Here is an 18247-nt window from a genome sequence, read left to right on the forward strand (position 1 = left end):
ACGCCGCCGACGCGGCCCAGCGCGCGCTCGTCGCGAGCGTCGGCGACGCGTGGCGCGCCACCGGCGCGGAACTCGACACGCTGCTGCACGCGCGCGTGAGCGCGCTGTTCTCGCGCATGTGGCTGCATCTGGGCACCGCGCTGTTTCTGCTGTGCGGCATTCTCTCGATGGTCTATCTGGTCGCGCAGCAGATCTCGCGTCCGCTGCGCCAGCTCGCGCGCGTGATGGACACCGTGCGCCGCACCGGCGACCATCGTCTGCGCGCCACGTGGCACAGTCAGGATGAAATCGGCCAGCTGGTGAGCGGCTTCAACGACATGCTCGCGCAGCTCGATCACGAACGCGACGTGCAGAAGGAACTCGCCGCCACAGCGCGCGCGTCGGAAGCGCAGCACGCGCTCGTGGAAGCCACGCCGGTGCCCATGATGGTCACGGCCGTGCCCGGTCACGAAGTGCTGCACGCCAATCATCCGGCGCTCTACTGGCTCAACGGCCGCACCTCGGACCCGTGGGCCTACGGACTCGATTCCGCCGTGCGCGCGCGCTTTTTCCAGCAGCTTTCCGATCGCGACGCCATCGACGAATTCGAAGTGCGCTGGATGGCGAGCGAGGAGCCCACGTGGGCGATGCTCTCGGCGCGCCGCCTCAAGTTTCAGGGGCGCGACGCGGTGCTCACCGCCTTCACGCCGATCAATCAGATCAAGCTGATGGAGCAGCGTCTCGAACTCTGGGCGAAGGTGTTCGAGGCGTCGTCGGAAGCCATCCTCATTCTCGACAGCGAACGCCGCCTGCTGACCGCGAACGCTTCGTTCTATCGCGCCACCGGTTATCGCGCCGCGAACATCAGCGGCACGCTGCCCCGCTTCATCGTGGCGAGCGGCAGCGACGCGCCGCTGATGGAGCAGCTCGCGGCGCTCGTCGACATCTCCAGCGTCTGGAACGGCGAAGCCGTCGTGCGGCGGCGCGCGGGCGGCGACTATCCCGCGTGGCTCATGATCAGCGCCGTGCGCGACAAGCACGGCGGCGTGTCGCACTACATCTGCACGCTGATCGACATTACCGATCGCAAGAAGAGCGACGCGCGCATCCAGTTTCTCGCCGAGCACGACGTGCTCACCGAACTGCCCAATCGCGCGCTGTTCACGCGGCGCCTCGGCGCGGCGATCGAAACGGCGCGGCAGAGCGGCGAACAGGTGGCCGTGCTCTTCATCGACCTCGACCGCTTCAAGGACATCAACGACACGCTGGGCCATCACGCGGGCGACGGCCTGCTGCGTTCGGTCTCGCGACGTCTGCTGCAATCGGTGCGCGCCGGCGACACGGTCAGCCGTCTCGGCGGCGACGAATTCATCGTGCTGCTCGGCGGCGTGACCAGCGCGGCCGACGTGGGCCATCTGATCGACGAACGGCTGCTGCCGCTCATGCGCGAGCCGCACACGCTCGGCGGCATGAGCTTGCAGGTGGCGTGCAGTATCGGCATCGCGCTGTATCCGGGAGATGGTGAGGATATCGAAACATTGATGCAGAACGCCGACGCCGCCATGTACCGCGCGAAATCGGGCGGCCGCAATCTCGTCAAGTTCTTCTCGCAGGAAATGGCCGAAAGCACGCGTCATCGTCTGGAACTGGATGCGCATTTGCGCACCGCCGTCGAACGCGGCGAACTCTGGCTCGCGTATCAGCCCTGCGTCCATGCTGAAACGGGCGAGCTGATGAGCGTGGAAGCGCTGCTGCGCTGGCAGCATCCGCATCTGGGGCTCGTGCCGCCCGCGCAATTCATTCCGATTGCGGAGGAAACGCGGCTCATCGTGCCGATCGGCGCGTGGGTGATCGACGAAGCCTGCCGCCAGATCGCGCGTTGCCGCGCGGCGGGCTTGCCGCCCATGCGCGTGTCGATCAATCTGTCGGTCGTGCAGTTGCGCGACGACACGCAGCTCGTCGAGCGGCTGCGCGCGAGCCTCGCGGCGCATGACGTCGACGCGGGCAGCCTCGAACTCGAGATCACCGAAACCGTGCTGATGGAAAGCGTGGATCGCTATCTGGGCGTCGTCAACGAGATTCGCGCGCTGGGCGTGAAGCTGTCGCTCGACGACTTCGGCACCGGCTATTCGAGCCTCAGTTATTTGCCGCGCTTTCCGCTCGACCGGCTCAAGATCGATCGCGCGTTCGTGAATGGCCGTCTCGACGCGCCCGCCGATCTCGCGGTGATACGCGCGATCGTCGGGCTCGGGCATGAACTGGGTTTGCGCGTGGTCGCCGAAGGCGTCGAGCAGGAGCACGAGGCTCAGGCGCTGCGCCGCATCGGTTGCGACGAGTTGCAGGGCTTCCTGTATGCGAAGCCGCTGCCGCACGACGCGCTGCTGCAATGGATGCAGGCGCGCGCCGAGACCTGCATGGGCGAAGCGGTTTAGGCGACTTGACCGGCTTGAGCGATCAATGTCGCGCCAGCAAAAGCCGCCAGCAAATGCGTCACAGGAATTTCAGCGCGAGCATGATCATGCTGACCACCGTGCCGACCGCGGCGAAGCATTTGCCCACGCCGAACGCCGTATTCGTCGGCGGCGGCTGCGAGGGATCGGGCAAGCCGAGCACGCCGTAAGTCACCGATTTGAGCGACGAAGGCGCATCGGCGGAATCCGTCGAACTCGTTGCACTCGTCGAGTCCGACGCATCGCCTGCATTCGTGGCATCGGTGCCGGACGAGCTTGAACCCTGGCTATCCGCGCTTGGTGCGCTGGTCGCCGATGGGCTCGTACTGCCCGGATTCGCGCTGCCGGCCGACGCCTGGGCGCTCTTTTGCAAGCCCTCGTCCGACAACGTGACCTTCGTGCTGGGCTCGGGCGCCGGACTCGCATCGCTGCCCGTTTTGGGCGTCGTTGAGTTGACGCGTGTATTCGCAGCCAGGGCCTGACTGGAGGTGGACGACGTTACCTGCATGGTTGACTACTCCCCGCCTATTTACGCGCCGACATGAAGCTTTAACGTTTGCGTGCTTCATCGTGCGACGCCGCCGATATTCGTTCACTTTTATATCGACCGGGAATTTCAATACTTGAGGTTTACACCCATAGATTTAATTCGGACAATTGAATTACTTACCACTCATTTCAAATACTTTCTTTCGTGTAATAATTTAATCGATTTCGAATAACATGAATCACTCGCGAGGTGCATTCCATTGAACGTCGAACACTTTGAATCCACCGTGCTGCAGTCGGCACGTCTGAGCCTGGCGCCGTTGCGCGCGCAACATGCCGCCATCCTGTTCGAAGGGTTGAGCAACCCGGCCGCCTATCGCTACATTCCGCAAACGCCGCCCGTCAGCGTCGCAGTGTTGCAGTCGCGCTACGAGAAGCTGGAGAGCCGCCGCTCGCCGGATGCGAGCGAAGCATGGCTGAACTGGGCGCTCATCGGCGACGATGGCCGCGCGCGCGGCTACGTTCAGGCGATACAACTCGCGGCGCGGGAAGCCTGGATCGCTTATTTCGTTTTCACACCGAGCCAGCGTCAGGGTTACGCAAAGGAAGCGCTGGATGCGCTGTTGCCGGTGTTACGCGAGGTGTATGACATCGGCCGATTTCATGCCGAAATCGACACGCGCAATATCGCGTCGATCCGCCTCGTGGAATCGCTGGGATTCGCCTGTGTGCGGCGTGTCGATCACGCCGACGAATTCAAAGGCGCCGTCAGCGACGAATATCACTACGCGCTGACGCTATCGCCTTGAAGAAAGATGAAGTCGTAGCGGTTCGTCGTAGCCGTTGCTCACGCAACGGCCGCGAGTTCCGCGAAATTCGTCATGCGGGCTTCGCAAGCCTGCACGAGTTTCAGATCGTGACTCGAAAAGAACACGAGATGATCTTTCGCCAGCGTCTTGAACAGGTCGATGAGCACGGCGCGCGTGGTCGCGTCGAGCCCGTTGCCCGGTTCGTCCGCGATGATGACCGCGGGGTCGCCAATCGTCGTCGCGGTCAAGAAGAACTTCTTGCGCGTGCCGAGCGACATCTGCTCGAAACGCTTTTCCAGATGCGGCTCCAGGCCGAAGCGATGCGCGAGGTCGATCACGCGCGCATCCACCGTGGTCTGCTTGGCCGAGGCCACGAGTTCGAGCAGTTCGCGCCCGGTTTGAAACGGATACGCCATGCAGTCGTCGGGCACGAAGGCCAACGCGGCTTTCGCCTTGAGCGGCTCGGTGCGCAGCGAATGGCCGTCGATCCAGATGTCGCCTTCGCTGGCGTCGATCGCGCCCGCGAGCATGCCGAGCAAGGTGGATTTGCCGCTGCCGTTTTCATCGCAGAGCGCCACGCATCCCGGGCCGGACGCGTAATGAAGCCCCTGAAAAATGACGTGACTGCCGTAGCGTTTGCTGAGGTGTTCGAATCGGAGCATGGAGAATGAGGTCAAACGAAAAAGTGCCAGGCGGCCGCGACCCAGATCACGGCCAGCAGAATGCCGGTTAGCGCCGATTGCCGCGGCACGTAGCGCTGCGGCAAGGCCAGCACGGCAAGCAGCGGCGCGAGCGCGCCCATCAACGCGGCCGTCGCCGCCAGCGAGAGCACGCCGTGCGCGGCCAGCCATAGCGGCGCGATCGCGGCGAACGGAAATGCGAGCGTCAGTACCGTGAGGTAATCGGCGAAGACTTGCGTGGCGGGCGCAATCGGCAGCGAACGCATGAACGGGGACGCGCGATGATGCGCCGCACGCAGATCGCGATAAGTGGCGGCGGCAATCAGCGCGATGAGCGCGTCGGCGATCAGCGTGAGCGGCACGGTGCGCGCGTCGAAGTCCCAGAGGCCGATCAGAAATGCGTTTGCGGCTACGACCGCGCCCATCGACAGACAGCGAGCGAAGGTCGCGGCGGCACGCTCGCGCACGATGCCGAACTGCAATCGGGCGAGCGGCGAAACTACGCGACGCATGCGCACCGGACGAATGCGAAACGCCCGCGCGCGGGCCTCGCGTGATCGCGACGGCGTGCTGTCCACCAGCGCGAATACCGCAAGCAACAACGGCATCATCAGCAGCAGAACGCGCCACGCACCCTCGGCTTCCAACGCGCCGACGAGCACCGCATTGGCCAGCGCAAGCGGAATCACGTTGCGCCGCTCGCGCGCGAGCACCGCCAGTTGCCAGCCGAGCGTGATGAGCAGCAGATCGGCGACAAACAGGTAATTGGCGATTTTCTGCGGCAGAAACGCCAGCGCAATGGCGGCGGCCAGCACGGGCAGCAGGAGCGGCGTGCTGGCGATCAGCACGACCACGGCATCGATGAAGCGGCGCTGTTGTCGACGCACCGGCAGCGACGCGAGGAAAGGCGCGAACGGACCGCCGCCAATCGCGCTGCGCTGCATCGCCACCCACAGCACGCCGGCCGCTTCGAGCAGATGCAGCCAGAGGTAACGCCATTCGACGCCATGCGCGGGCGACAACGTTTCGAGCACGGGCGCGCCCAGCAGACGCGCCTGCGCGAATACCGGCATGGCGGGTATCAGCAGCAGCGCCGCGAGCGTCAGCGTCTGCCAATGCCTGCGCAGCAAACGCGACGTGCTAAAGGCGTACCACCGAAGCCGAAGAGACAGCAGCATGTTCCTGTTTCCGCTGATTGAGTCTTTCGCCATTCTCCAATATATCGGCGAAGCATCGGCGAAAAACGTCAATAAAGCGGCAATAAGGGCATCGTTAGATGCGTGTTAGGTACTTCGGCCAGACCTGGCATCCTGGGCAGATGGCAAACGCAAACCCTGTCCAACGGATGTGTCGGACGACGAATGGAGCTTCGCCGCTCCATAATAGCGTTTCAATGCGCACGCTCGCGTGGTCGAATTTCCCCGCCACCTGCCGTGTGCCGATCTGATCGAATTCGATCGCCGCGACGTGTGCCGCAACGGTATGGCGGTTCACACCGCAGCGCTGCGCGAGGTTCACGGCGGTTTCGCGCGTGCGCGTGAACGCATTCCCGATGATTGCCCGGTCGAGCGTTTCATTCGCGGCGCGCCGTGCGATGAGCGGCGCAATGCGCGCGAGGACTTCAAGCGTCGCGTTTTCGACTTCGGGATTCGGATAACTGCCCGCGCAGCAGCGTGCGCCACATGTGCACTTGAGTGTGCGCGGCGCGTATGCAATCACCAGCAGCGCACGCGCTAACGGTTGCAGCTTGTCCAACTGGGCGCGAATGCGCCCGGCCTGAAACATGGCGTCTGTGCCCGTCAACGTCGAAGCAGACGGCACACCTTGGTGCAGCACGCCCAGCGACGACATACCGCCGCGTTCAACGGCGTGGCGCAACGCGCCGGGCGCGTCGGGTATTGCTAAGCAGCAGTAGAAACGAAAAACCTGCATCTTTGGCGCGGATTCATTTATTCGTGAAAATATTCTGATATTCAAATAAATCACGAAATTAAAACAAATCTGTCGAATGTCAAATTACGTTCTGATCGTGACGCAAAACGCTTAACTTCGGCCGCATTTTAAAGATTGTCTGATGGTCTGCCCCCTTGCGTAATCGGACGATTACCGGTTAGCGGCGGATGGTCCGCCGCGCCTGTGCCGGTCGCGTACCCGCACGGCCCCCATACCTGCAATCGAACGAAGGCACGCACATGAAGCGTTATCTGTTGCGACAAGGCGATAAATCCACGGGGGGCGGTGTTGTCCTGGAAGGCGCGGAAAGCTGCACGCACCACGGTATACCGGTTGCGTTTATCGGCGCTCAGGTCTGGTGCGAAGGCTGTAAATCGAACGGCTATATCGAGTCGGTAGGTCCGCACCATCCCGCAACGATGCTCGGAAAGCAGCAGGCACTGGAAGACGACATCTGTATCTGTAAGTGTTCGCCGCCGCCCGTTTTTCACGCGTCGCAAGCCAGTGCCTGCCATAGCTGGGAAGACGAATGGGGGGAAATGGGCTATGGCGCGAGTCTCGCCGCGTTACTGGACAGGCAGCGCACCCCACACGACGAACGCTTCAAGCTATGCGATCGCGCCGGAAACCCACTCGCGAATACCTATTACACCGTTCGTTTGCCGTCAGGTGCAAACGTGAAAGGCGTAACAGATTCGAATGGCTATACCGCGCGCTATCAAACTGATGGCGCGTGCCGTATTGCCCTGTACACCGGTCACAGGGACTAATCGTGCCTACGAGACTTGCACTGAAAGACGATCGGATCACCACAGGCGGCTCCATCCTTGGGCCTGGATCGGACTGGTTTAACGAAGGCGGTCGAGCCTTTGCACTGGCCGAAGACAAGGCAACCTGTGGCAACTGCAAAGGCATGTGGCCGGTCGGTGGCACCGCCCATAACGTAATGGACGAGGGCCAATCCTTCGTTAAAGACCTTGCACCGGTCTATTGCCCATGCGGCAAAAATCGCGTGCTTGCGAGCGGTGATTCGCCTTTCTTTTACTCCGAGAATCTCGAAAGCGACTCACAGACCGCCGCCGCAGCAATACAACCACCCCACGATGAACAGTTCACGCTGCGCGACGCGAGCGGCGCGCCGATGGGCGGAACGTACTACACAGTGAGGCTATCAACGGGCGAGATTGAACACGGCACCACCGACGAGCAAGGCCCCACCGCGCGATATGCAACGGAACGCGCTACTTCGATTCACCTTTACCCTGGTTACAGGGAGGAAATATAAATGCCTGACGCACTTGGAAGCGCGGTAACGAACACGAACCCGAATTCATGCGTTACGGTGCAATGCGACCGCCTCGCAAAGCCATGGATAGCAACGGAGAAAATAAAAACATTTATGGCAATATGGGAGAGTGGCAGACTCGAAGGAACAACACGAATTTTCTATTCAAATCACACCCATATTGATGTACCAGTTTCCGGCGGCTTCATCCTGCTGGTTTACCCAGACGATCAGGGCAATCCCACAGTAGGCTGCGGGCATCTTGTCGTTCCTGAGGACAATCTACGCATCGGTCAGAGTATCACGGTCGCACGGGCACGAGAGTTGTTGAATCAAGATCTCACGAAAACTGAGCGTGCAATAAATTCAAAAGTACACATCCCTTTGCACAAATACGAATACGATGCACTTGTTAGTATCATATTCAATTGTGGAGTGGGTAACGGGCTGACAGAACTATCCCATCGCGTCAATCATGGCGACTATGAGAATATCCCTCGCTTTATAACCGGATTTCGTTGCGGAAACCCACGCCTTCGCCAGCGTCGCCGCTCCGAATCGAATGTGTTCGCACAAGGAATCTACGATGCCAGTCACTAAACTGATTTTTATTCTTGTACGGAATATCGCGAGCACGATTTTCCTTATCATGGTGTCTTATAGCGCTTATGCATCAACGATCTACTCTGTTCCATTCGACTACAAGCGCGCAACACCGACAAATGTCTATTTTTCTGGACGGACAGAATCTGAGATAAATCGTTTTTGCAAGACTCAATATCATGCCTCACAAGCTGACGTAGATGCATGCGCACATCGTGACTTTGAAAAAGCGTCAGCAGAATTGCAGAAGCGAGCGTCCGAAGTTGGTAACGCGTATACAAGCGGCGATGTTGAGTTGAAAGAAAATGGCCAGCCGACCGCCGGGCCATATTTTTTTAAATCGATGGCGTCGTGGGCAGACTTTCGCGATGCCGCCTGTTATGCCGAGACGTACGCGCTAGGGGAAGCGTCGAGTCGCTATGTCGAATTCTGGGGTTGCATGACACGAATCACGAAGTCTCTGACAAACGAGCTTCCGTCACCTAAAGACTAAGCTGGTATCGTCCCTAACATCGATGTGAATTGCATGGAGGAACAGACTTTGAACCACGAGCAGAAGGTAGAGACGCAATACATTGCGCCGCTGTCGTTGTGGCTTGTGGCGCGAAATCCAGCGCGGCCTGCGCGGGTTCCTCGCCGGTATAGCCCTGATCGGCAAACGCTACCTCGACCGTCTGGCCGGTGACCTCCTGGACCAGGCGCGCAAGCGCGCCGACCTGGGCGCGCTCCTGCTCGTTGGCAGGCGTAATATGCACGGCAAGGAACTGCCCCATTGTATCCACGGCCATATGCACCTTGCTGCCGCGCTTGCGTTTATCACCGTCATAGCCGGTGCGAGGCCCACTTTCGCAGGTCGATTGCAACGTGCGTGAATCGAGAATGACTGCGCGGGGCTGGCTCTTACGACCCTGTGCGATGCGGATGATCGAGCGCAGATCGTTCAACTTGGCCTCGACGCAACCGGCCTGAATCCAGCCTTGCGTCTGCTGATAAACCAGTTCCCAAGGTGGAACGTCATTTGGCAACATGCGCCACGCGAACCCGCACGCACGATCCAGCGCAGTGCGTTAAACGTCTCGCGTAATTCGTATCGGCGCTGCGGTGCGTCTTTGTTCATCAAAGTCAGATACGGAGCGGCGAAGCTCCATTCGTCGTCCGACACATCCGTTGGACAGGGTTTGCGTTTGCCATCTGCCCAGGATACCAGGTCTGGCCGCAAGTACCTAACACGCTCTAAGGCGCCGCTTTTTCGATCATGCAATGCAAACGCGCCATCGAACGCGCATCGAGCGGATGCATTTCGCAGCCCACGCGACTCCAGCCGCGCTCGTGATCTTCGGCGATCCAGCGCACGTCGAGAAACACGGCCACGACGATCTCGTCGTCGTCATCGACCGCCGACGACTGCAGCCAGCCCGACACCGTTTCGCCCCGCGAAAACAAGCCGCTGCGCGCGTGCAGCAGCGCGCCGTGCGAACTCAGATCGGCGACCTGCGCGAGCGCCCTGCCGTCCTTGTTCAGCAACAGCGGCGCGAATAGCAGCGGCGTGCGCACGTCGCGCCGGAAATCGCGTTCACTTCCCATATGAATCACACCCGTTTTTCAGCATTTATTTTTATCGTGCTGATCGCGTTGAGGACCCGATTCAAGTCCCGCCCGGCTTTCCGTATAAAGGAAATATTTAAATCATCACCATGCGGTGCGGATTGTAGCGTGTGCGCTTGTCATCGAACACTAATTATTCCGGGCGAGGCGAATCGTAAGCTGTCTGAATGCGCTATCGCCACACGAGTGTCGCGCGAGCGGCATTCAGCACGCCGCATTCAGCTTTTCATCGCGAACGCACCCGCCATCGCCTGACGAAATTCGCCGCCCGCAAGCGGCGATCCGCATAGAAAGCCCTGCATCTGATCGCATTCGAGCGCGAGCAGTTTGAGCGACTGCGCAACGGTTTCCACGCCCTCCGCCACCACTTCGATGCCGAGCACGCGCGCGAGCGCCATGACCGCGGAGAGCAGCGCCGAACTCCGCGCCGAGGTGTCGTCGAGACCGCTCACGAAGGCGCGATCGATCTTGATCTGATCGACGCGGAAATCGTGCAGATGGCCGAGGCTCGACAGCGCCGAGCCGAAGTTGTCGAGCGCCACGGCATAGCCGCGGTCGCGCAACGACTGCACGATACGCCGCGTGCGGTCCACGTCCTGCATCGCGGTCGCTTCGCTGATCTCGAACATCAGTCGCTCGGGCGGCACGCCCGCCGCCGTCACGATCGCGTCGATCCGCTCGACGATACGCGGCAGATTGAACTGCATCGCCGAGAGATTCATCGCGATCGGCATCGGTGCGAGTCCTTCGCGTTCCCATTCGACGAGATGCGCGCAGATCTCGCGCAGCACCCAGTCGCCGATGGCGATCATCAGCCCCGCCCGTTCGGCAATCGGAATGAATTCGAGCGGCGGCACGTTGCCGAGCACCGGATGCGCCCAGCGCAACAGCGCTTCGGCGCCCGTCATGGCCTTGCCGTCGACCGTGAATTTGGGCTGAAACACGAGATCGAACTGCTTGCGCGCAAGCGCCACGTGCAGGTCGCGCTGGATATGCAGCGAGCGCAGCGTGGACTGGCTCATGCTGTCCTCGAAGCGGCGGAAGGTGTTGCGGCCGTCGCGCTTGGCGGCGTACATCGCGCAATCGGCGTGACTCAGCAACGTGTCGAGCGTCGTGCTTTCGTCCTGCGAAAGCGCAATGCCGATGCTCGCGCCGATGCGGATCGGGATCGCGTCGGCGAGCACGAACTCATCGGCGAGACTCGCGAGTATCTGGCGCGCGATGGTGTCGGCGATCGCGGCGGCCTCCGTGTTGCCGACCGGGACCACATCATCCGGCTCGACACGCAGGCCATTCGCACGCCGCCGCGCACCCGGCAAGCCCGACGCCACCACCACGAATTCGTCGCCGCCCAGCCGCGCCACCAGATCGCCCCTGCGCGCGCAACCTGAAATGCGCTCGGCCGCCTGACGCAGCAGATCGTCGCCGATCTTGTGGCCCAGCGTATCGTTGACGGCCTTGAAGCCGTCGAGATCGACGAACAGCACGGCCAGCGCGCCGCCGCCGCGCGTGCTGCGCTGGACGAGTTCCTTCGCGCGCGCCATCAGATACGCGCGGTTGGGCAGGTCGGTGAGCGCGTCGTGCGTGCCGAGATGACGAATGGTGCGCGTCGCGCGGTCGAGCGAGGCGGACAGGCGGCTCGCCTGCGTGCCGAAGATCCACAACGTGCCGACGAGCACCGCCGTCGAGGCCACGCCCACCACGAACGCCAGCGTGTTGGCGTCGACCTTGTGCGTGCTCAGGCAGCGGCTGCCGTCCGCGAAGGTGGCGGCGCTCATGCCCGTGTAATGCATGCCGGTGATCGCGAAGGCCATGATGGCCGCGGCCGCGAGACGTTTCCAGACGATGTTCTCGCGCCGCGAATCGCGCAGATGGAACGCAAGCCAGAGCGCCGCGATGGACGCGCCAATTGCGATCGCCACCGACAGCGCAACGCGCGAAAAGTCATAGTCGATGGACGGCGACATGCGCATGGCGATCATGCCGGTGTAGTGCATGGCGGCCACGCCGATCCCCATCACCACGCCCGCCGCGAACAGGCGCCGCGCCGAGAGATGGCCGCGGCTCACAGTGGCGAGCGCGACGAGGGCCGCGAGCACGGCGAGCGCGAGCGACGCGGCGCTCACGTCGAGGTCGTAACCCACGGCGATCGGCAAGGTCAGCGCGATCATGCCGATGAAGTGCATCGACCAGATGCCGATGCCCATCGCGCACGCACTGCCCGCCAGCCAGGCATGACGCCATCGGCTGCTGGTCACGGCACTGAGCATGGCCGCGCCTTCGAGCGCCGTAAACGACGCGAGGAACGCGACCACTACCGACAGACACGTCAACAGCGGGTTATAGACACCGTTCATTCGTGGCCCTTTGCGCGCCCGTCTCTACTGCGCGTCGTTCTGATTCTGATTAGGTCTCGTGTTCGCACGCGCGTGCGCCGCCCGCAATCGGGCCGCACGGTGCGCGTGCACCGTCGCCGCGTCTCTCAGCGCGGCGGGGATTTTTTAATTCTCGACTGGACGCATCAATGCGTATCGACTCACGCCATATCGGCAGATACGGGAAAACCTTAAGGTCAATCGCGCACGGTGCGCCAGCGTTTGCTTCGTTATTTGATTACATCGCGTTACCACGCGCCCGGGCGGCTCAGTTCTTGACCGGATAAAACCAGAGATTGCGATCGGTATAACCGAATTGCCGGAGAATCGCGGCGAGCGAGCCGTCGGCGCGCATTTCGTCGAGCGCGCGCGAGACCGCGTGATTCAGATCGACGTCGCCCTTGCGCAGCGCATAGCGCGCATAGCCGTATTCCTGCGGCAACGGCCGGTAATCGGCCACGAACTCCATGCCCGCATTCGGATGCTGCTTCAAGAAGAGGCCGATCTTGATGCCGTCTTCCATCGCCACGTCGATGCGCCCTGCGATCAGATCCGCGAATTCGGCTTCGCTGCTCGTATAGAGCTTCAGTTCCTTGAGATCCTTGCGCCCTTCGAGCAACTGGTGATTGAGGCTCCCGCGCAAGGTGCCGATCGTGCGGCCGCTGAAGTCGTTCCAGCCGTGAATCTTCAACGGATTGCCGCGCTGCACGGCAATCGCCGAGCCGTACCAGTAAGCCGGACTCGTGAAAGACACCACCCGCAGACGCTGCGCGTTCTCGTGCAGATTGTCGACGATGATATCGGTGCGGCCCGAGAGCAGCGTTGGAATCATCGCGTCGAACGGCATGATGTTCCAGGTGACTTTCTCGATGCCGAGCCGCTTCATGATCTCCTTGAAGATGCGCACGTCGGTGCCGTCGAACGCGTGCGTCTTGTCGTCGAGATAGGTGGACGGCGGATCGGCAGCGATTGCGAGCGTCACGCCGTTGCGCACCGCGCGCGCGTACGAGCCGTCGCCGCCGTCGAAACGCACGCCGGTGATCGCGCCGTTGCTTGCACCGTTGTCGTCGGCAAAGGCGTTGGGCAACGCGACCAGACCCGCCAGCAAGGCGGCCAGCGCCAACATGTATTTGCGCACGAAACGCTCCAGGGAAAAGTAAATTAACGACGCTTTTAAAGCATCAAAATAAAAGTTGCTCGCGCATGAAACGCGGCATGCGCGCGATGCGGCGCGGATCAGCGGCGTGAGGTCGTGGGATTGGCGAAACGCGGGCTGCCCATCTTGCGTTCCAGCCAGCGCACGACGAACGCGCTCGGCCATGAGAACGCCAAATATATCGCGCCAATGATCGTGAAGACGGTGGCGTACTGAAAATTCGTAGAGGAAATAATCTGACCGGTGAACATCAGTTCCTTGACGGTCACGATGGAGACGAGCGAGGTGTCCTTGAACAGCGAAATCGCGTAATTGCCGAGCGGCGGCACGACGATGCGCAGCGCCTGCGGCAGCACCACGAGTTTGAGCGCCTGCCCGTTCGACATGCCGAGCGCTTTCGCGGCTTCGAGCTGGCTTTTGGGCACCGCGAGTATGCCGGCGCGATAAACCTCGGCCAGATACGCCGAATAATTGATCGACAATCCGATCACGCCCGCCATGAACGGATCGAAACGAATGCCGAATGAAGGCAAGACGAAATAAATATAGAAAAGCTGCAATAGCGCCGGCGTGCCGCGAATCAACTCGATATACGCGGACGCGAGCAGACGCGGCAGCCGCGCATGGCTGATCTTCGCCATCGCGAGCACGAGGCCGAACGGCAGACTCAGCGCCAGAATGCAGAAGGTCAATTCGAGGCTCGTCAGCGCGCCGCGCAACAGGTCGGGCAGATAGTGGCTCGCGCCGTGCAGGTCGAACAGGTCCAGAAGCGTGGTCGGCATGAATTCCTTGCCCGCGGCAGCGATGCGGGAGTGCGGTGATGCGTGTGGAACGGATCGTGACGGTCGTGATGGGGATAGCGGTCATGCGGGCGCGACGGCGCGCGGGTTCGCACCGTCGGGTCACACCATCGCACGCGATCGTGCGTGCCTGTGCGTACCGCTTTGCGCTTATCCGTACTGGTTAGTTATCCGCGCGCGGCAAGCTGTGGCTGCACCTGCGCGCCGAGCATGCTGCTGATCCGCTCCGCATACATCCGCAACGTGCCGCCCAGGGCGTGCAGGTCGTCGTCGCTGAGGCCGGTCTTGAGCGTGGTGACGCTGATCGCCGCCACGCCCTCGCCGTCGCGGTTGGTGATCGCGGAACCCACACAGACCACGCCGATGTTGTCTTCCTCGTCGTCGAAGGCGTAGCCGCGTTCGGCAACCAGAATCAGATCGCGCATGAGTTCCGCGGGCGTGGTGCGCGTGAACTGCGTGCGGTGCGGCATGCCAGTATGCGCGAGCAGCTTCACGACGCGCGCCGGCGGCAGGAGCGCCATCAGCGACTTGCCGAGCGCCGAGCAATGCGGCAGTTCGCGCTGGCCGAGCGCGGACGCGATGCGCACGATGCCCGCCGCCTCCACGCGCGCGATCGCCACGGCGTAGCCCTCGTCGTCGAGCACCGCGAGCCGCGACGTGAGGCCGGTGGTCTCGGTCAGTTCGCGCAGCACCGGCATGGCGAGCTGGGACACGCCGATGTCGGCCGCCGCCCGGTCGCCGAGATGCACGAGCGCGAAGCCCAGCCGGTAACGGCGCGAGCCGCCGAGCCGCACGTCGATCACGTAGCTGCGCGCGAGCAGCGTCTGCAAGAGGGCGAACGCCGTGCTTTTCGACACGCCGATGATCGTGGCGATTTCCGCGACCGTGAGCCCCTCGCTGCCACAGGCTCCCAGGGCTTCCAGCACGTCGAGCGCGCGGCTGACGCTGCGAAGCGCATAACGGTCTTCGGTATTTTGAGCGGCGGGTGTTTGAGCGGCAGATGTCATTTTTATTTCGTATTCGTACTGGTTCGCCCCGTTAGCGAACCCCTCCAACGAAACGCTAGCTTCGCACACTCGTTATTGACAGTCACTACTCCTGAACCTACCATAAATAACGCTACCGAACCGCGTTCGGTATAGCCGAACGATTGAATCCAGCGCTGATTTGGGTAGCGCCGCGGATTCACCGCGCGCCCAACCCAAAACAGAAGACAACAGGACGCCATCAGGCCGGCGATGCGCTCAGGGCATGTGCATCGCCAAACGCCGGGCGAAGAACAATGGGAATCCTATCGGAACGGGGTTTACAGGCGGACGTCAGGCAGCAGAAGCTGTCGGGCGCCCATTCGTCGAAACTCGCCCACGACGATATCTTGCATATCAAGGCGGTGCTCAGACGATTGTCCACACAGGATATGAACGATTTAGGTTTGCCACCCGGTTATTGGCGCAAGCGTTTGCGCGACCTGATGCAAACCCACCAGTTGTCGAATGGCCAATTCGACGAGATCGACCAGCTGCTAGCCTCCTTGAAAGAATAGTGGCGAGCGGTCAGCTTTCCGGCCAAAAAAATAGAACCTGAGAGAGCTTTAAACCCGAACTATGCCTCGCGCATAGCCAAAATCGTAATCAGATTCGGGATGCAGTGACGCGCAATCGGCATTAAGCGCGTTTGAGCGGACGACGGGATGGCGCGGCTTTGTTTGTTGTCGTTTTCGCCGTGATTCTCGTCTCCGCTTTCCGGGCAGTGTGCGTTTTACGTAGTGTTTTCACGTCGTCGGCAGCCAGCGCGGGCGCTTTCACGTGTCCTGCACGGATACGTGAAAGCACGCGCTGGGCGTTGGCGGAGCAGTCCATGCCTTCGGGCTTCGCCTCGATTTCGGCGATCAGCGCCACGAGGTGCGCCCTGCTTTGCGCGAGACGCCGTTCCAGCGCCTCGATTTCCCCCACCTTGCCGCGCAGCGTGTCGATCAGCGTCTCGTGCTGCCATTGCGCGCTGTCGAGCGGCAGCAGCATGCGAATCTCGTCGAGACTGAAGCCGGCCTGTTGCGCGCTGGTGATCAGATCGAGCACCAGCACCGCTTCGGGCGCATAGCTGCGATAACCGTTCGGCTCGCGATCGGCTTTGAGCAGGCCGATGTCTTCGTAGAAACGAATGCGCGAAGCCGCCAGCCCCGTACGTTCCGCCAGTTCTCCGATTTTCATGTTCCTCGCCTCCGCGCGCAGGTCGTGTCCACAAGTCGTGCCGGTTGCCTGCCAGTCTGCACTTTAAGCTTAAAGTCAACCTGAAGGTCAAGCCTTCGCTGCGGCGCAAGCTGCGCTATCGCCACGATAGAAAAAATTCGCGCGCCCGCTCGCTCGCGCCCATTGACATTCAAGTTAGCTTCAACCTTAAAGTCGGCACACGATCCAGTGAGGTGAAGCCATGAACGTGTTCGACCCATTATCCCTGCCCAACGGCTCGGTCATTCCGAACCGCATCGCCAAGGCGGCGATGGAAGAAAACATGGCCGACGCGCATCACGCGCCGTCGGCGCAACTGATGCGGCTCTACGAGGCGTGGGCGGAAGGCGGCGCGGGACTGCTCATCACCGGCAACGTGATGGTCGACAGCCGCGCGATGACGGGCCCAGGCGGCGTGGTGCTCGAAAACGATCAGCACCTCGAAGCATTTCGTCAGTGGGCGCGTATCGGCCGCTCGCACGGCGCGCAGTGCTGGCTGCAGATCAATCATCCGGGCCGCCAGATGCGCGCGAATCTCGGGCAGCCGACGTGGGCGCCTTCGGCCGTGCCGCTCGCGCTGGGCAGTATGTCGAAGCATTTCGCCACGCCGCATGCGATGACGCAAGCGGTCATCGAAGACGTAATCGAGCGCTTCGCACGCACCGCGCAGCTCGCCGAACGCGCGGGTTTCACCGGCGTGGAGATACACGCGGCGCACGGTTATCTGCTCAGCCAGTTCCTCTCGCCGCTGAGCAACCGCCGCACCGACCGGTGGGGCGGCTCGCTCGCGAATCGCGCGCGGCTGCTGCTCGACGTCGTCAAAGCCGTGCGCGCGGTGGTCTCTTCGCAATTCGCCGTGGCCGTCAAACTGAATTCCGCGGATTTCCAGCGCGGCGGTTTCAGTGCCGACGACGCGCGCGGCGTCGTGCAATGGCTCAACGAACTCGATGTCGATCTGGTCGAATTGTCGGGCGGCAGTTACGAAGCGCCCGCGATGCAGGGCGACGCGCGCGATGGCCGCACGCTCGCGCGCGAAGCGTATTTCGTGGAGTTCGCGCGCGATATCCGCACGATCGCGAAGATGCCCGTGATGGTCACGGGCGGCATCCGCCGCCACGCCATCGCGCAACAGGTGGTCGCGAGCGGCGTGGATATGGTGGGCATCGGCACGGCGCTCGCCATCGATCCGACGCTGCCGCGCGCGTGGCGTGCGGGTCGCGACGAGGCGCCCGCGCTCGCGCCCATCGCCTGGAAGAACAAGCCGCTCGCCTCGCTCGCGAATATGGCCGCCGTGAAATTCCAGTTGCAGCGTTTGAGCGTGGGAAAGCGGACCGATCCGAACGTCTCGCCGCTGCGCGCGCTGATCGTTCAGCAAGTGGCCGAAGCGGCGCGCACGCGACGCTACCGCCGCTGGATCACGCAGTCACGGCAGGCAAAAAGCTGATCAGCCCGCGACCCGGAACACGCCCACCGTCGAGCGCAGGCGCGCCGCCTGTTCGTCGAGCGCGGCGGCAGCAGCAGCGGCCTGTTCGACCAGCGCCGCGTTCTGCTGCGTGACGGTGTCCATCTGCGAGACCGCCTGATTGACCTGCTCAATGCCGGTGCTCTGCTCGACCGACGCCGCCTCGATCTCGCCCATGATGTCGCTCACGCGGGTGATCGACTGCACGATTTCCTTCATGCGCTCGCCCGCCACCGCGACCTGGCCCGAGCCCGCATCCACGCGCTCCACCGACGAGCCGATCAGCGCGCGGAGGTCCCTCGCCGCCGCCGCGGTGCGCTGCGCGAGCGGGCGCACGTCGCCCGCCACCACGGCGGAAACGCGCGCTTCGTCGGCC

General features: G+C 62.2%; 19 protein-coding genes and 1 pseudogene. 8 read left to right on the forward strand and 12 right to left on the reverse strand.

The annotated features are described in order from the left end of the window. On the forward strand, positions 1-2411 hold a 2411-nt coding region (locus G3N97_RS25715; RefSeq protein WP_205995888.1), incomplete at its 5' end, for an EAL domain-containing protein. Positions 2412-2469: 58 nt separating this feature from the next. Here the strand turns inward: G3N97_RS25715 and G3N97_RS25720 are convergent. Then, positions 2470-2937, reverse strand: a complete 468-nt coding sequence (locus G3N97_RS25720; protein WP_205995889.1) for a hypothetical protein — start codon at positions 2935-2937, stop codon at positions 2470-2472. Between the two features lie 241 nt (positions 2938-3178). Here G3N97_RS25720 and G3N97_RS25725 point away from each other — a divergent pair, with 241 nt between their 5' ends. Then, positions 3179-3727, forward strand: a complete 549-nt coding sequence (locus G3N97_RS25725; RefSeq protein WP_205995890.1) for a GNAT family N-acetyltransferase — start codon at positions 3179-3181, stop codon at positions 3725-3727. A gap of 38 nt (positions 3728-3765) precedes the next feature. Here G3N97_RS25725 and G3N97_RS25730 read toward each other — a convergent pair whose 3' ends face one another. The 3 genes from G3N97_RS25730 to G3N97_RS25740 form a co-directional block, all read right to left on the reverse strand. Further along, on the reverse strand, positions 3766-4389 hold the full coding sequence (locus tag G3N97_RS25730) for an ABC transporter ATP-binding protein (protein WP_205995891.1): 624 nt from the start codon (positions 4387-4389) through the stop codon (positions 3766-3768). Positions 4390-4400: 11 nt separating this feature from the next. Continuing rightward, positions 4401-5585, reverse strand: coding sequence for a DUF6136 family protein (locus tag G3N97_RS25735; protein WP_205995892.1), 1185 nt, complete (start codon positions 5583-5585; stop codon positions 4401-4403). 94 nt (positions 5586-5679) lie between these two features. Further along, the gene (locus G3N97_RS25740; protein WP_205995893.1) at positions 5680-6339 is read right to left on the reverse strand and encodes a hypothetical protein; all 660 of its coding nucleotides are present in this window, start codon (positions 6337-6339) and stop codon (positions 5680-5682) included. 260 nt (positions 6340-6599) lie between these two features. Between G3N97_RS25740 and G3N97_RS25745 the strand changes: the two genes are divergently transcribed. From G3N97_RS25745 to G3N97_RS25760, 4 genes are read left to right on the forward strand one after another with little or no spacing between them, the layout of a single operon-like run. Then, complete coding sequence (locus G3N97_RS25745) at positions 6600-7130, forward strand: PAAR domain-containing protein (protein ID WP_205995894.1); 531 nt, start codon at positions 6600-6602, stop codon at positions 7128-7130. Positions 7131-7132: 2 nt separating this feature from the next. Beyond that, positions 7133-7645, forward strand: a complete 513-nt coding sequence (locus G3N97_RS25750) for a PAAR domain-containing protein (RefSeq protein WP_205995895.1) — start codon at positions 7133-7135, stop codon at positions 7643-7645. Beyond that, positions 7646-8245, forward strand: coding sequence for a lysozyme (locus tag G3N97_RS25755; protein ID WP_205995896.1), 600 nt, complete (start codon positions 7646-7648; stop codon positions 8243-8245). Beyond that, a complete protein-coding gene (locus tag G3N97_RS25760) occupies positions 8232-8741 on the forward strand; it encodes a lysozyme inhibitor LprI family protein (RefSeq protein WP_205995897.1) in 510 nt (169 codons plus the stop codon). The genes G3N97_RS25755 and G3N97_RS25760 overlap by 14 nt, the downstream gene beginning before the upstream one ends. Before the next feature lie 121 nt (positions 8742-8862). Here G3N97_RS25760 and G3N97_RS25765 read toward each other — a convergent pair. From G3N97_RS25765 to G3N97_RS25790, 6 genes and pseudogenes are all read right to left on the reverse strand, one after another. Beyond that, positions 8863-9365 (reverse strand): annotated as a pseudogene (locus G3N97_RS25765) (transposase); the annotation flags it as partial. A 116-nt stretch (positions 9366-9481) separates the two neighbouring features. After that, complete coding sequence (locus tag G3N97_RS25770; protein ID WP_205995898.1) at positions 9482-9832, reverse strand: PilZ domain-containing protein; 351 nt, start codon at positions 9830-9832, stop codon at positions 9482-9484. 239 nt (positions 9833-10071) lie between these two features. Then, a complete protein-coding gene (locus G3N97_RS25775) occupies positions 10072-12210 on the reverse strand; it encodes an EAL domain-containing protein (RefSeq protein ID WP_205995899.1) in 2139 nt (712 codons plus the stop codon). 286 nt (positions 12211-12496) lie between these two features. Then, positions 12497-13366 carry a transporter substrate-binding domain-containing protein gene (locus G3N97_RS25780; RefSeq protein ID WP_205995900.1) on the reverse strand — a complete coding sequence of 290 codons (870 nt, stop codon included), beginning with the start codon at positions 13364-13366 and terminating at the stop codon, positions 12497-12499. Positions 13367-13464: 98 nt separating this feature from the next. Then, complete coding sequence (locus G3N97_RS25785) at positions 13465-14166, reverse strand: amino acid ABC transporter permease (protein WP_205995901.1); 702 nt, start codon at positions 14164-14166, stop codon at positions 13465-13467. 185 nt (positions 14167-14351) lie between these two features. Next, the gene (locus tag G3N97_RS25790) at positions 14352-15191 is read right to left on the reverse strand and encodes an IclR family transcriptional regulator (RefSeq protein WP_205995902.1); all 840 of its coding nucleotides are present in this window, start codon (positions 15189-15191) and stop codon (positions 14352-14354) included. Between the two features lie 143 nt (positions 15192-15334). Between G3N97_RS25790 and G3N97_RS25795 the strand changes: the two genes are divergently transcribed. Beyond that, positions 15335-15727: a hypothetical protein gene (locus G3N97_RS25795; protein WP_205995903.1), complete on the forward strand. Its 393-nt coding sequence runs from the start codon at positions 15335-15337 to the stop codon at positions 15725-15727. A gap of 121 nt (positions 15728-15848) precedes the next feature. Here the strand turns inward: G3N97_RS25795 and G3N97_RS25800 are convergent, their stop codons facing one another. Further along, the gene (locus G3N97_RS25800) at positions 15849-16391 is read right to left on the reverse strand and encodes a MerR family transcriptional regulator (RefSeq protein ID WP_205995904.1); all 543 of its coding nucleotides are present in this window, start codon (positions 16389-16391) and stop codon (positions 15849-15851) included. Between the two features lie 220 nt (positions 16392-16611). Here G3N97_RS25800 and G3N97_RS25805 point away from each other — a divergent pair, with 220 nt between their 5' ends. Then, a complete protein-coding gene (locus tag G3N97_RS25805) occupies positions 16612-17853 on the forward strand; it encodes an NADH:flavin oxidoreductase/NADH oxidase family protein (RefSeq protein ID WP_205995905.1) in 1242 nt (413 codons plus the stop codon). On the opposite strand, the gene G3N97_RS25810 is transcribed toward G3N97_RS25805, so the two are convergent. Next, a partial coding sequence (locus G3N97_RS25810; protein ID WP_241030829.1) for a methyl-accepting chemotaxis protein occupies positions 17854-18247 on the reverse strand: 394 nt, incomplete at its 5' end.

The organism is Paraburkholderia sp. Ac-20347, from assembly GCF_017104805.1.
Taxonomy (GTDB): Bacteria; Pseudomonadota; Gammaproteobacteria; order Burkholderiales; family Burkholderiaceae; genus Paraburkholderia; species Paraburkholderia tropica.

What these genes read in the sequence shown, in the direction of transcription:
- G3N97_RS25720 (WP_205995889.1), bottom strand. Translation starts at nt 2,937, where the DNA reads ATGCAGGTAACGTCGTCCACCTCCAGTCAGGCCCTGGCTGCGAATACA.
- G3N97_RS25730 (WP_205995891.1), bottom strand. Translation starts at nt 4,389, where the DNA reads ATGCTCCGATTCGAACACCTCAGCAAACGCTACGGCAGTCACGTCATT.
- G3N97_RS25735 (WP_205995892.1), bottom strand. Translation starts at nt 5,585, where the DNA reads ATGCTGCTGTCTCTTCGGCTTCGGTGGTACGCCTTTAGCACGTCGCGT.
- G3N97_RS25740 (WP_205995893.1), bottom strand. Translation starts at nt 6,339, where the DNA reads ATGCAGGTTTTTCGTTTCTACTGCTGCTTAGCAATACCCGACGCGCCC.
- G3N97_RS25745 (WP_205995894.1), top strand. Translation starts at nt 6,600, where the DNA reads ATGAAGCGTTATCTGTTGCGACAAGGCGATAAATCCACGGGGGGCGGT.
- G3N97_RS25755 (WP_205995896.1), top strand. Translation starts at nt 7,646, where the DNA reads ATGCCTGACGCACTTGGAAGCGCGGTAACGAACACGAACCCGAATTCA.
- G3N97_RS25760 (WP_205995897.1), top strand. Translation starts at nt 8,232, where the DNA reads ATGCCAGTCACTAAACTGATTTTTATTCTTGTACGGAATATCGCGAGC.
- G3N97_RS25770 (WP_205995898.1), bottom strand. Translation starts at nt 9,832, where the DNA reads ATGGGAAGTGAACGCGATTTCCGGCGCGACGTGCGCACGCCGCTGCTA.
- G3N97_RS25775 (WP_205995899.1), bottom strand. Translation starts at nt 12,210, where the DNA reads ATGAACGGTGTCTATAACCCGCTGTTGACGTGTCTGTCGGTAGTGGTC.
- G3N97_RS25785 (WP_205995901.1), bottom strand. Translation starts at nt 14,166, where the DNA reads ATGCCGACCACGCTTCTGGACCTGTTCGACCTGCACGGCGCGAGCCAC.
- G3N97_RS25790 (WP_205995902.1), bottom strand. Translation starts at nt 15,191, where the DNA reads ATGACATCTGCCGCTCAAACACCCGCCGCTCAAAATACCGAAGACCGT.
- G3N97_RS25800 (WP_205995904.1), bottom strand. Translation starts at nt 16,391, where the DNA reads ATGAAAATCGGAGAACTGGCGGAACGTACGGGGCTGGCGGCTTCGCGC.
- G3N97_RS25805 (WP_205995905.1), top strand. Translation starts at nt 16,612, where the DNA reads ATGAACGTGTTCGACCCATTATCCCTGCCCAACGGCTCGGTCATTCCG.